The organism is Burkholderia sp. YIM B11467 (assembly GCF_052952715.1).
Genome location: NZ_JBQVSQ010000005.1, coordinates 80,031 through 92,742 on the forward strand (window position 1 = coordinate 80,031; position 12,712 = coordinate 92,742).

The following is a 12,712-nucleotide window of genomic DNA, read 5'->3' on the forward strand; positions in this document are numbered from 1 at the left end:
CGGGGAAGCGGGCTCGCGCGTCAGCGCTCGCCGGTCATCCGGCGGTACGCGTCGAGCAGCGACGTCTTGTAGACCACCCCCGCGAGCGTCGGCTCTGCCTCGCTTTCGATCACCGGCAGCCGTTCGCCCTGGAATGCCATGAAGCGTTCGAGCGCGGTGGCCAGCGGCATGTCGGGCGTGAGGAGCGGAAACGGCGTATGCGCGTAGTGCGCGGCCGTCTTGTCGGTCGTGTCGCGCTTGTCGAGCAGGTCCGACGTGATGTCCTTCAGCGCGACCGCGCCGCGGAAGCGTCCGGCGTCGTCGGTCACGTACAGGTACTTCACCGGATATTCGAGAAACACGCGCGTCATGTCGGCAACGCTCGCCGTGAGCGGCACGACCGTCTGCGCGGGCTGGATCAGTTCGCGCATCTGCGTGGTGCGCAGCCGCAGCCGTTCCTGCGCGTCCTGGTAGTGGTGCAGCGTGATCTCGTACATCGACGTCGTGCCCGTCGCGCGGGCGACGAAATACGCGAACACGCACGACACCAGCAGCGGCAGCACGACCTGGTAGCTCAGCGTCATCTCGAAGATCATCAGGATCGCCATCAGCGGCGCCTGCGTGGCGCCCGCCATGAACGCACCCATCCCGACGATCGCGTACGCGAAATACGCGGACGTATGGCCGGGCCACAGCGCTTCCATCGCGAGCCCGAACAGCGAACCGAACACCGCGCCGACGAACAGCGTCGGCGTGAAGACGCCGCCGATCGCGCCCGAGCCGACCGTTGCGGAAGTGGCGATCACCTTGAACACGAGCACCGCGACCAGCGCCTGCCAGGTCCACGGCGAATGCAGGATGTTGTTCACGACGCTGTAGCCGTTGCCCCATACGTCCGGCGTCCACACCGAGATCACGCCGACCACGAGGCCGCCGAGCGCGAGCCGCATGGGCAGCGGCATCGGCAGCCGCTTGAACTGGTTCTTCGATGCGTCGAGCAGATGCAGGAACTGCGGCGCGAGCACGCCGCACAGCGCGCCGAGCACGACGAACAGCAGCACCTCGGGGCCCGTGACGGCCGGGAACACCGGCATTTCGTACGGCGGCCGGTAGCCGGCGAATTCGCGCATCACGATGTTCGCGACGACCGACGCGACGACCATCGGCCCGAAGCTTTCCATCGCGATCGTGCCGAGCACGATTTCCGACACGAAGAACGCGCCGGCGATCGGCGCGTTGTAGGCGGACGTGATGCCGGCGGCAGCCCCGCAGGCGACCAGCAGGCGCAGGCGCGGCGGGTCGAAGTGCACGAAGCGGCCGACCAGCGACGCGGCGAGCGCCGCGAGCTGCACCATCGGGCCTTCGCGGCCGATCGAGCCGCCGCTGCCGATCGTCAGCAGCGACGACACGCTGCGCCACAGGCTCTGCCGCACGGGCACGATGCCGTTGCCGAGCGCGACGGATTCCATGTAGTCGGTCTTGCCGGATGCCTTGTCGCCGCGCGTCGCGAGCAGCAGCACGCAGCCGGCGAGGAAGCCGCCCGCGGCCGGCATCCAGAACCGCACGTACCACGGCAGGCTCTTCGCCATCTGGACGAAGCTGCCGCTGCGCCCGGAGATCAGGTGCTGCATCAGGTCGATGCCTTCGCGGAACGCCATGGTGGCAAAGGCGCCGCCGACGCCGACGATGGCCGACCAGATCAGCATCGTATGGGCGTCCGACAGGCGGAACAGCGTTTGGGCGCGAGTGCGCAGCTTCAGCAGGAACGAGAGCACGGCTGAAAGAGGGCGATGGAAAACGACGCGAAGCATAGCACTGCGCCGCGCCCGCGGGACCATCCCGTCGGGCGCGGCGCGCGAAGTGTTGCGGGGCTCAGCCAAGCCAATGTTGTACCGCCCAGGTGATCCCGTAGCCGCCGGCGATCAGCCACACGTACAGGATCAGGCCGGTCATCAGCGCGCGGGGGCCGGCCGCGCGGATCTGCGACACGCGCGTTTCGATGCCGAGCGCGGTCATCGCCATCGTCAGCGCGAAGGTGTCGAGCACGTTCAGCGTGTGGGTGACCTGACCCGGCAGCACGTTCAGCGAGTTGACGATCACGAAGCCGAGGAAGCCGAGCGCGAACCAGGGCACCGCCACCTTGCGCTTGCCGTGCGCGCCGCCGGCCGTCGCACGCGCAGAACGGGCGAGCCACCAGCCGAGCACCAGCAGCACGGGGACCAGCAGCATCACGCGCGTCATCTTGACGATCGTCGCGATGTGGGCGACCTGAGGGCTGATGTCGCTCGCCGCGCCGACCACCTGCGCGACCTCGTGGATCGTGCCGCCGAAGAACAGGCCGAGGCCGGCCGGGTCGAGGTTCAGCAGCCCGGCGTGGTACGCGATCGGGTACAGGAACATCGACAGGGTGCCGAACAGCACGACGCTGCCCACGGCCATCGCGCTCTGGTGCGGCTTCGACTGCAGCGTCGACTCGAACGCGAGCACGGCGGCCGCGCCGCAGATCGCGCTGCCGGCGGCGGTCAGCAGCGCCGCGTCACGGTCGAGCTTCATCAGCTTCATGCCGGCCCAGGTGCCGATCACGAGCGTGCTGACGACGACCAGTACCGAGACCGTCAGGCCCGGCAGCCCGACCTGCGCGATTTCCTGCAGGCTCACGCGCAACCCGAAGAACGCGACCGCGATGCGCAGCAGCTTGCGCGCGGAGAAGTTGACGCCGGCCGCCCAGCTGGCCGGCATGCCGTCGCGCAGCGCATTGCCGTACAGCGCGCCGGCGACGATGCCGACGATCAGCGGCGACAGTCCGAGGCCCGCGATCGCGGGAAGCTCGGACAGGCTCGTGACGGCGGCGGCGAACAGCGCAACGAACAACACGCCGTTCAATTGGCCGCGCATCGACGGCGCGGCGTGGCTGAGATGAGGTGTCGGGGCAGTGGACATGGAAGCACCGTGATGGAGCATGTTGCGATGCTGTAATCCTAATTTTGTTATATCGATATGAAAAATTGTGATTTGTGACGTAAACTATCCGGAAAGCCGATAATTTATCCCCATGACCCCGGATCAACTGATAACGTTCGCCGCCGTCGCTGAACACTTGAACATCAGCCACGCCGCCGTGGCGCTGCATCTGTCGCAGCCGGCCGTGTCGGGCCAGTTGCGGCTGCTGCAGGACGAGTTCGGCGAGCCGCTGTACCAGCGCGACGGACGCGGCATCCGCCTGACGCCGGTCGGCGAACAGCTTGCGCAATACGCGAAGGCGCAGCGCGACACGTTCGCGCAGGCGCGCGCGTTTCGCGATGCGGTGCGCGGCCTCGAGGCCGGCACGCTGCGGGTCGGCGCGAGCACGACGCCCGCGAGCTACCTGCTGCCGTACCTGATCGCGGCATTCCAGCCGCGCGCGCCGCGCGTGGCGATCCATACGATGAGCGGCAATACGGCCGACGTGGTCGCGGCGCTGCCGTCGCTCGACATCGCGATGATCGAAGGGCCGCCCGGCGAGGCGCTGCCGCCCGGCACGGCCGTGCATGCGTGGCACGAGGACGAGATCGTCGCGATCGTGCCGGCCGGCCATCCGCTCGCGGCGCCCGGCTACGACGCGGGCGTGACGCTCGACGCGCTCGCCGCGCATCCGCTTGTACTGCGCGAGGAGGGTTCCGGCGTGCGGCAGCTCGTCGAGCGTGCGTTCGCGCACGGCGGCGCGCCGATGCGCGTCGCGTTCGAGATCGCGGGCGTCGAAGCGGTGAAGGAGGCCGTGCGTGCCGGGATGGGCGTCGGTTTCGTGTCCGCGATGTCGCTGCGTCACCAGGATGCGGCGCTCGTGCTGCGTTCGCTCGCGCCCGCGCCGCTCACGCGTCATTTCTCCATCCTCGTGCCGCACGGCGGCGCGCCGTCGCGGGTCGCCGCGCAATTCCTCGAAATGAGCCTCTCGCAAGACCTCGCCTGAGCAGCCGAAGCCGGCCCGGGAACGCGCGATGCGCGCCTTCGGGCGTGCGTTCATGCGGCAACCGGTCTTAGGGATTTCCTCTATGGCGTGGGTCTGACACGAAGCGCACCATCCGTCTCAAGCAAATGGAACCGGTTCCATTTCGGTGAAAAAGGGCAGAAATGGCAGACATCGTGATCGTGGCGAGCGCATTCGGGATGGACCGCGTGCGCCAGGAGGGCCACAGCGCATTCGTCGCGACCGTGGCGGCAGCCGGTGCGACCGGTTTCGAGGTGCGGCGCGAACTGTTCGCGTCGGACGACGATGCGGCACCCGGCGCGCTGACCGCGCTCGGCGCGCAGCTTGCCGGCCACGGGCTGTGGTCGGTCTATTCGACGCCGGCCATGCTGTACACGGAAACGGGTGCGCTCGATGCGGACGCATTGCGCGACACGCTCGCGGAGGCCGACGCGCTCGGCGCACGCTTCGTGAAATTCCAGCTCGGCGGCTTCGCCGGCGACGCGCAGGCGGCCGATATCGTCGCGCTGTCGCGCGGCGCGCGGGCCCGCGTGGTGGTCGAGAACGGCCAGCTTCCGGTCGGCGGCACGCTCGCGCAGTTCCGCGGGCTGTTCGATGCGCTGGCCGCGGCGGGCACGCCCGATGCGCTCGGGATGACGTTCGACATCGGCAACTGGCAGTGGCCGGGCGAAGCGCCGCTTGATTGCGCGCAGATGCTCGCGCCGCATGTGGAATACATTCATTGCAAGGCAGTCGAGGGCGAGGGCGCGCGCCGCTTCGCGGTCGCGCCGGCGCCGAACGACCCGCTCGTGACCGGCGTGCTCGCGGCGCTGCCGCAGCATGCGCCGCGCGGCATCGAGTTTCCGTTCGACGCGGCCGACCTGGCGGGCGATGCAGGCCGGCGCGTCGCGTGGCTCGCAACCGCGTGACGGCGGCAGGATACTGGAGAGTTCAGTCATGAAAGCAGCACTCGATGTCGTGACCTACGGCGAAGCGATGGCGATGTTCGTCGCGACCGAGCCCGGCCATCTCGCGCAGGCGGCGCAATTCACGAAGCGCATCGCGGGCGCCGACCTGAACGTCGCGATCGGCCTGGCGCGGCTCGGCTTCCGGGTCGGCTGGATGAGCCGCGTCGGCCGCGATTCGTTCGGCGGCTACGTGCTCGACACGCTGGCGCGCGAGGGCATCGACGCGTCGTGCGTGACGGTCGATCCGCGCTACCCGACCGGTTTCCAGCTGAAATCGCGCAACGACGACGGCAGTGACCCGACCGTCGAATATTTCCGCAAGGGCTCGGCCGCGAGCCAACTGTCGTGCGACGACTACGTGGCCGACTACGTGCTCGGCGCGCGTCACCTGCACCTGACGGGTGTTGCGCCGGCGATCTCCGCGACTTCATGCGAGCTCGCGTTCCATCTCGCGCGCGAGATGCGCGCGGCCGGCAAGACGATTTCGTTCGACCCGAACCTGCGCCCGACGCTGTGGCCGTCGGCCGACGTGATGGCGAAGACGCTGAACGCGCTCGCGACGCTCGCCGACTGGGTGCTGCCGGGCCTCGCCGAAGGGCGGCAGCTCACCGGGCACGACACACCGGCCGACATCGCGGGCTTCTATCTCGCGCAGGGCGCGCGTGGCGTCGTGATCAAGCTCGGCGCGGAAGGCGCGTACTTCCGGATGGCCGACGGCCGTGAAGGCACGGTCGCGGGCGAGCGCGTCGAGCGCGTCGTCGACACGGTCGGCGCCGGCGACGGCTTCGCGGTCGGCGTGGTCAGCGCGCTGCTGGAAGGCCGGAGCATCGAGCAGGCCGTTGCGCGCGGCAACCGGATCGGCGCGCTCGCGATCCAGGTGATCGGCGATTCGGAAGGTTTGCCGACACGCGACGCACTCGATCGAATCGAAAATGTCAGCAATCGTGCCGATCGCTTAGAGGAAACCGTCACCGCGCAATGAGAGGCCGGACACGGCACAATCCGCGGATTCATTTCGTGCATCGAGCACCGCTTTGCGTGGGGCCGGACGGCAAAGCAGGCGACCGGAGCGGTGCTGACGCACCGCTTCCGGCCGCGAAGCGCTGAAGTGTCAGCCCGGTCAACATAGGAGACATTCTGATGGCAACCAATCTCGCAGCCCGACGCTGGTGGACGATCATGCCGATCGTCTTCATCACGTACAGCCTCGCTTACCTCGACCGCGCGAACTACGGGTTTGCGGCCGCGGCCGGCATCAACCAGGACCTCGGGATCAGCAAGGGTCTGTCGTCGCTGATCGGCGCGCTGTTCTTCCTCGGCTACTTCTTCTTCCAGATTCCCGGCGCGATCTACGCGGAGCGCCGCAGCGTGAAGAAGCTCGTGTTCGTCAGCCTCGTGCTGTGGGGCGGCTGCGCGGCGCTCACGGGCGTGGTCAGCAACATCCCGTCGCTGATGGCGATCCGCTTCCTGCTCGGCGTGGTCGAGGCGGCCGTGATGCCGGCGATGCTGATCTACATCAGCAACTGGTTCACGAAGAACGAGCGCTCGCGCGCGAACACGTTCCTGATCCTCGGCAACCCGGTCACCGTGCTGTGGATGTCGATCGTGTCGGGTTATCTCGTGCACGAATTCGGCTGGCGCCACATGTTCATCGCCGAAGGCGTGCCGGCCATCATCTGGGCCGTGTGCTGGTGGTTCCTCGTGCAGGACAAGCCGGCCGATTCGCCGTGGCTCAACGCGCAGGAAAAGCGCGACCTCGACGCCGCGCTGGCGGCCGAGCAGGCGGCGATCAAGCCCATGCGCAACTATGGCGAAGCGTTCCGCTCGCCGGCCGTGATCAAGTTGTGTGCACAGTATTTCTGCTGGAGCATCGGCGTGTACGGCTTCGTGCTGTGGCTGCCGTCGATCGTCAAGAACGGCTCCGACCTCGGCATGGTCGCGACCGGCTGGCTGTCCGCGCTGCCGTATCTCGCGGCGACGATCGCGATGATCGCCGCGTCGTGGGCGTCCGACCGGGTCGGCTCGCGGCGCGGCTTCGTGTGGCCGTTCCTGCTGATCGGCGCGGCCGCGTTCGCCGCGTCGTACGCACTCGGCTCGTCGCATTTCTGGATCTCGTATGCGCTGCTGGTGGTCGCGGGCGCCGCGATGTACGCGCCGTACGGCCCGTTCTTCGCGATCGTGCCGGAGTTGCTGCCGAAGAACGTCGCCGGCGGCGCGATGGCGCTGATCAACAGCATGGGCGCGCTCGGCTCGTTCGTCGGCTCGTACTTCGTCGGTTACCTGAACGGTGCGACCGGGTCGCCCGTCGCGTCGTATGCGTTCATGAGCGCCGCGCTCGTCGCCGCGGTGATCCTCACGCTGTCCGTCAAACCCCAGGCGCGCGATGCGCATCCGCTCGCGGCGCCGCTGCAAGGAAAATGAAACAATGAAGCCTCGTATCGTCGCGTACAAGCCGCTGCCCGATGACGTTCTCGCGTATCTGCACGAGCATGCGGACGTTGTGCAGGCCGACGGCGCCGACGCGCTCGCCGATGCGCTCGGCAACGCGGACGGCGCGATCGGCGCGAGCCTGAAGGTCACGTCGCAGATGCTCGACCGTGCGCCGCGGCTGAAGGCCTGGTCGACGATCTCGGTCGGCTACGACAACTTCGACGTCGCGGATCTCACGCGGCGCGGCATCGTGCTCGCGCATACACCGGACGTGCTGACTGAATCGACCGCCGATACGGTGTTTTCGCTGATCCTCGCGTCCGCGCGGCGCGTGGTCGAGCTGGCCGAGTGGGTGAAGGCCGGCCACTGGCACCGCAGCATCGGTCCCGACCTGTACGGCACCGACGTGCAGGGCAAGACGCTCGGCATCGTCGGGCTCGGGCGCATCGGCGGCGCGGTCGCGCGCCGCGCGGCGCTCGGCTTCCGGATGCAGGTGCTGTACGCGAACCGGTCCGCGCATGCCGAAGCCGAGACGCAGTACGGCGCGCGGCGCGTGACGCTCGACGAATTGCTCGCGCAGTCGGATTTCGTGTGCGTGCAGGTGCCGCTGTCGCCGGAAACCCATCACCTGATCGGCGCGCCGGAATTCGCGAAGATGAAGCGCGGTGCGATCCTGATCAACGCATCGCGCGGGCCGGTCGTCGACGAAGCCGCGCTGATCGACGCGTTGCGCGCGGGCACGATCCGCGGCGCGGGGCTCGACGTGTTCGAGAAGGAGCCGCTGCCGGCGGATTCGCCGCTGCTGCAGATGAAGAACGTCGTCGCGCTGCCGCATATCGGCTCGGCGACGCACGAGACGCGCCACGCGATGGCGCGTTGCGCCGCGGAAAACCTGGTCGGCGCGCTGGCCGGCACGCTGCGCACGAATCTCGTCAATCCGAACGCGCTCGCGCGGGCCTGAGCCGCGGCGGGCAACCGGCCGACGACCGGCGGGCGGGGTGCCGGCGCCGTTAGAGTCGATGGTCTTGGTGCCGGAGGGCTGGCTGCGTTATGATCGCCCGCTCGTCGTATCGATGGTCCGGCAACGCTGCCGGCTGCGTTCGGCGACGGGCATCCGCGCCAGGTCCGGTGCGGCCGACTGCTACCAGTGCAAGCGCTAAGGCGCCAACGCTGATCGACAGGAGAGTCCGCCGGGTGGCTTACGTTTCCAACAACAAAGGTCCGTCTGCTCACGAAGCGGCGCGGATCGTACGTCGCGAGGCACGACAGTGACCGATTCGCAACCTTCCACGACGCGTCCGGCGACGATCAGCGACGTCGCGCGCGAGGCCGGCACGGGCAAGACCAGCGTTTCGCGCTTCCTGAACGGCGAGACGCATGTGCTGTCCATCGATCTGCGCCAGCGGATCGAAGCGGCGATCGCGCGGCTCAACTACCGCCCGAACCAGATGGCGCGTGGGCTCAAGCGTGGCCGCAACCGGCTGCTCGGCATGCTGGCGGCCGACCTGACCAATCCTTACACCGTCGAAGTGCTGCAGGGCGTCGAGGCCGCGTGCCACGCGCTCGGCTACATGCCGCTCATCTGTCACGCTGCGAACGAGGTCGAGATGGAGCGCCGCTTCCTGCAGCTGCTCACGACCTACCGCGTCGAAGGGCTGATCGTCAACGCGCTCGGCGCCGACGAGGACGTGCTGCGCCCGTTGCGCGGCGCCGGCATCCCGGCCGTGCTCGTCGACCGGACCGTCGAGGGGTTCGAGGCTGACCTGATCGGCCTCGACAACGCCGACGCAATCGAGATGGCGCTCGCGCACCTGGTCGAACACGGCTTCGACGCGATCCATTTCGTCGTGCAGCCGTTCGAGCGCGTCAGCTCGCGGCGCGTGCGCGAGGCCGCGTTCCGCGCGGCGCTGGATGCGCGCGGGCTGACGGTGCCGTCGACGATCGTGCTCGACCTGAACGAACCCGACGCCGTCGCCGCGGCGCTCGCCGACGTCGATGCCCGTATCGACGACGCGGCACGGCGCGGCGTGCGCGCGGCACTGTTCGCCGCGAACGCGCCGGTCGCGCTCGCGATCGCGCGCCACCTGCGCGCGCGGTTCGGTGCCGCGTGGCAGCAGAAGGCAGCACTGCTGTCGATCGACGATCCGGAATGGGCCGAGCTGATCGGCATCACGACGATCCGTCAGCCGACCTACGAAATCGGCTACAAGGCCGTCGAATTCGTGCACGAGCGGATCGACGGCGCAGCGGGCGACGTGCGCGTCGCGATGCTGCCGGGCGAGCTGATTGCGCGCGCGTCGACCGCAAGCTGAGTATCATTCGGGCACGCAGCGCGCCAGGTGCGCTGCCCCGAACAAGGAATTACATGATTGTCGCTCCCGTCACGCTGGCGGTGCTGATCGCCGCCACGTTGATCATCGCGCTGCTGCCGCTCGTCCTCTACCGTATCCTGCGCAAGCCGCTTGCGCTCAATCGTCGCGACACGATCGTCGGCGTCGCCGTCTTCACGCTGTTTGCGATGATCCTCGAACGCGCGTTCCACGGGCTCGTGCTGAGCCAGACGCCGGCGGGTGGCTGGCTGACGCAGCCGCTCGCGTTCGTCGCGTACAGCGCGCTCGCGACCGCGGTGTTCGAGGAAGTCGGCCGTTATCTCGGGATGCGCTTCCTGAACCGGCGCTACGGCGCGTCGGCCGGCGACGGTCGCGCGATCGGCTACGGGATCGGTCACGGCGGCGCCGAAGCGTGGTTCGTCGGCGTGCTCGTGTGGGGCCAATGGTCGTATCTCGCGTGGCTGGCGAGCCGCGGCCAGCTCGAGACGCAACTGTCCGACCTGCCGGGCGATACCGTCGTGCGGCTGCACGTGATGCTGGCAACGCTGTCGGCGCAGTCGATGCTGCTGTTGCTGCTCGAACGCTGCGCGGCATTCGTGCTGCAGCTTGCGCTGTCGGTGCTGGTATGGCGCGGCGTGCGCGCCGGCCGCGCGGGCGTGTTGCCGCTCGCGATCGTGCTGCATGCACTCGCGGCGGCGCCGGCGCTGCTGTACCAGGTGCGTGTGCTGCCGGCCGCATGGGTCGAGGGCGCGTATTTCGTGCTGGCCGCGATCCTGGTCGTCGTGATGGTCAAGACGTGCCGGCCGTCGCGTACGGCTGCCTGACGGGAGAGACGGGATGGACGACTATCTGATCGAATGCCAGAGCGCGGAATTCGACGCGCTCGCGCGCGTGATCTGCGATCTCTTTCCGGAGCAGACGCGCTTCGCGGAAAGCAGCGACGAGCGCGGGCGATTCCTGTCCGTGCACTGGCTCGCGATGCGTTTCGGCGCGACGCCGAAGCGGATGACGCTCGATATCCGCGTCGTGCCGGCCGCGCTCGCGCGTTATCTCGCGCTCAAGCCGATGCAGCGTGCGCGCAGCCATGCGGTACTGCACGCGTATACGGAAGCGATGCTCGGGTCGCTCGAGGAGCGCCACGCGGCCGGTGAGGCCGTCGAGCGCAACGCGGAACTCGAACTGGACGAAGACTTTGCGTGAGCGTTCGCGCCGGCGCGATGCCGGCGCGCGGCATTACGCGTCGCGGTAGACCTGCGCGAAGCGCTGCGCCTGCACGACGCCGTAGTCGCCGGGCGCGTACTGCATCACCCAGTCGCCGGCGACGCCGCGCAGCGTGTCGCCGTTTTCCGAGCGGGCGATCGTAAACGGCTCGTCCATTCGGCGGGCGAGCACGACGGCCGGCCGGTTCCGGTATGCGCCCGGGGCGCCGTGCGCGAGTGCCGGATCGGCGGGCAGGTATTTGGCGTCGAAACGCGCGCGCGACACGACCCAGCGATCGCCGGTCGAGCCCGTGATCAGCGCGTCGCCCGCGGCATAGCGGTTCGGGCCTTCGAGGCTCATCAGTTCGCCGTCGGCGTCCGCGAATGAAACCGCGACGGTTTCGTCCTTGACGACTTGGCGGGCCTGCGGGTCGGTACGCAGATCGATGTGCTTGAGTTCGAGCATGGCGAGGAAGTGCGGGAAAAGCCGGGAGCTTATCCCGAATTCGGCGCGCCGTGTGACGCGCCGATCGCCTGTCGCGGGCGCGGCGCCGTTCGGCCCGGACGGGCAGCGCGGCGCCGGCGGGGAGGGCGTCAGGGCTGGGCGGGTGCGCTTGCGGCCGGCGCGGCTGCCGCCTTGCCTTCCTTGCCCTTCGTCTTGCCCTTGCCACGGTGTTCGCCGCCGTGATTCAGCCAGCTGCGGAACGTCGTGTCGGCGAGCGCTTTCTGCTCGGCGGGGAAGCTCTCGTAGAGCGGCGCGAAGGCGTCGGCGAGCTTCTTCGCGCCGTCGGCGTTCGCCTGCGACAGTTCCGCATACTGCTTCATGTCGTCGAGCGCGGATACGTCGTGCTTGGCCATCCGGTCACGATAGAGGCGGCCCATCGTGTCGCCGTTGTCGCGCATCGTGTCGGCGAACGTCTTCCATTGCGGTTCCTGCGCCGACGTGATCTTCAGCTGGTCGTGCAGATACTTGATGCGCTGCTCGACGCGCGCTTCGTGGCGTGCGGCGCGCTGCTCGGCGCTCGGGGCCGAAGCCGCGGGCGCCATGGCCGGTGCGGCCGCTTGCGGCTGCGCCGGGGTTTGTGCGAACGCACTGGCTGCAACGACGAGCGTAGCGAGGGTGAGCGAGATTTTCTTCATGGTTGGCTCTCCGGGGTGGTGTCTTGCGAGCGGGCGCGGCGGCAACTGCCGCAAGCGCGACTCTCGCGTCGCATGCTATTAGTAGCACGTTGCGTGCGGCGCGGCAGTGAATGCGACACTTGCTTACATCCGATACGAATCGAAATTGAAAGGTTCGAATCGGCGCCGGGCGATGCCGTTTGGGCATGCCGGCGTTCGGCGCTATCATCGCGTCACCTTTCACTCAGCCGGCGCGTCGCGCACCGGCCCAGCCTCATGCGTCCACCCCGCCTCGATCAACTCGACGATCTCGACCGGCAACTCGTCGCGCTGCTGCAAGCCGATGCGCGCGCAAGCGTCGCGGATCTCGCACGCCAGCTCGACGTCGCGCGCACGACGGTCGTTGCACGCATCGCGCGGCTCGAACGCACCAACGTGATCGCCGGCTACAGCGTCCGGCTTGGGCAGGACGTGCTCGATGCGAGCATCTACGCGTATGTCGGCATCATCCTCACGCCGAAGTTCGGCAAGGACGTGTTGCGCAAGCTCGACCGGATGCCCGAAGTGCAGCTGCTGTGCGCGGTGAGCGGCGAGTACGACTACGTCGCGTGGCTGCGCGCCGATTCGCCCGAACGGCTCAACGACCTGCTCGACCAGATCGGCACGCTCGAAGGCGTCGAGCGCACGACGACGTCGATCATTCTGTCGCGCAAGATCGATCGCGGAACGATCGGCGGCTGACGT

13 protein-coding genes are annotated in these 12,712 nt (G+C 68.5%); 9 read left to right on the plus strand and 4 right to left on the minus strand.

What is annotated here, in order from left to right; genetic code table 11:
• Positions 1 to 20 precede the first annotated feature (20 nt).
• Complete coding sequence (locus ACTRWB_RS18535; protein WP_446903111.1) at positions 21 to 1,754, minus strand: ClcB-like voltage-gated chloride channel protein; 1,734 nt, start codon at positions 1,752 to 1,754, stop codon at positions 21 to 23.
• 97 nt (positions 1,755 to 1,851) lie between these two features.
• Complete coding sequence (locus ACTRWB_RS18540) at positions 1,852 to 2,919, minus strand: YeiH family protein (protein WP_446902816.1); 1,068 nt, start codon at positions 2,917 to 2,919, stop codon at positions 1,852 to 1,854.
• 112 nt (positions 2,920 to 3,031) lie between these two features.
• Between ACTRWB_RS18540 and ACTRWB_RS18545 the strand changes: the two genes are divergently transcribed.
• The 8 genes from ACTRWB_RS18545 (at position 3,032) to ACTRWB_RS18580 (ending at position 10,850) form a co-directional block, all read left to right on the plus strand.
• Positions 3,032 to 3,925 (plus strand): LysR family transcriptional regulator, encoded by an 894-nt coding sequence (locus ACTRWB_RS18545; RefSeq protein ID WP_048250950.1) that lies wholly within the window; start codon positions 3,032 to 3,034, stop codon positions 3,923 to 3,925.
• Between the two features lie 161 nt (positions 3,926 to 4,086).
• Positions 4,087 to 4,851 carry a sugar phosphate isomerase/epimerase family protein gene (locus ACTRWB_RS18550; protein WP_446902817.1) on the plus strand — a complete coding sequence of 255 codons (765 nt, stop codon included), beginning with the start codon at positions 4,087 to 4,089 and terminating at the stop codon, positions 4,849 to 4,851.
• A gap of 28 nt (positions 4,852 to 4,879) precedes the next feature.
• Positions 4,880 to 5,872, plus strand: a complete 993-nt coding sequence (locus tag ACTRWB_RS18555; RefSeq protein ID WP_446902818.1) for a sugar kinase — start codon at positions 4,880 to 4,882, stop codon at positions 5,870 to 5,872.
• Between the two features lie 158 nt (positions 5,873 to 6,030).
• Positions 6,031 to 7,311, plus strand: a complete 1,281-nt coding sequence (locus ACTRWB_RS18560) for an MFS transporter (protein WP_446902819.1) — start codon at positions 6,031 to 6,033, stop codon at positions 7,309 to 7,311.
• Between the two features lie 4 nt (positions 7,312 to 7,315).
• Complete coding sequence (locus ACTRWB_RS18565; protein WP_446902820.1) at positions 7,316 to 8,281, plus strand: NAD(P)-dependent oxidoreductase; 966 nt, start codon at positions 7,316 to 7,318, stop codon at positions 8,279 to 8,281.
• 307 nt (positions 8,282 to 8,588) lie between these two features.
• Positions 8,589 to 9,632, plus strand: coding sequence for a LacI family DNA-binding transcriptional regulator (locus tag ACTRWB_RS18570; RefSeq protein WP_419683861.1), 1,044 nt, complete (start codon positions 8,589 to 8,591; stop codon positions 9,630 to 9,632).
• Positions 9,633 to 9,685: 53 nt separating this feature from the next.
• Positions 9,686 to 10,474 carry a YhfC family intramembrane metalloprotease gene (locus ACTRWB_RS18575; protein ID WP_129514651.1) on the plus strand — a complete coding sequence of 263 codons (789 nt, stop codon included), beginning with the start codon at positions 9,686 to 9,688 and terminating at the stop codon, positions 10,472 to 10,474.
• A gap of 13 nt (positions 10,475 to 10,487) precedes the next feature.
• Positions 10,488 to 10,850, plus strand: a complete 363-nt coding sequence (locus ACTRWB_RS18580) for a DUF3022 domain-containing protein (RefSeq protein ID WP_048250956.1) — start codon at positions 10,488 to 10,490, stop codon at positions 10,848 to 10,850.
• 33 nt (positions 10,851 to 10,883) lie between these two features.
• Here the strand turns inward: ACTRWB_RS18580 and ACTRWB_RS18585 are convergent, their stop codons facing one another.
• Together ACTRWB_RS18585 and ACTRWB_RS18590 are read right to left on the minus strand one after the other, a co-directional pair.
• The gene (locus ACTRWB_RS18585; protein WP_193098439.1) at positions 10,884 to 11,315 is read right to left on the minus strand and encodes a PGDYG domain-containing protein; all 432 of its coding nucleotides are present in this window, start codon (positions 11,313 to 11,315) and stop codon (positions 10,884 to 10,886) included.
• A gap of 128 nt (positions 11,316 to 11,443) precedes the next feature.
• Positions 11,444 to 11,989, minus strand: a complete 546-nt coding sequence (locus ACTRWB_RS18590) for a Spy/CpxP family protein refolding chaperone (RefSeq protein ID WP_446902821.1) — start codon at positions 11,987 to 11,989, stop codon at positions 11,444 to 11,446.
• Between the two features lie 255 nt (positions 11,990 to 12,244).
• Between ACTRWB_RS18590 and ACTRWB_RS18595 the strand changes: the two genes are divergently transcribed.
• On the plus strand, positions 12,245 to 12,709 hold the full coding sequence (locus ACTRWB_RS18595; RefSeq protein ID WP_006481526.1) for an Lrp/AsnC family transcriptional regulator: 465 nt from the start codon (positions 12,245 to 12,247) through the stop codon (positions 12,707 to 12,709).
• Positions 12,710 to 12,712: the final 3 nt, after the last annotated feature.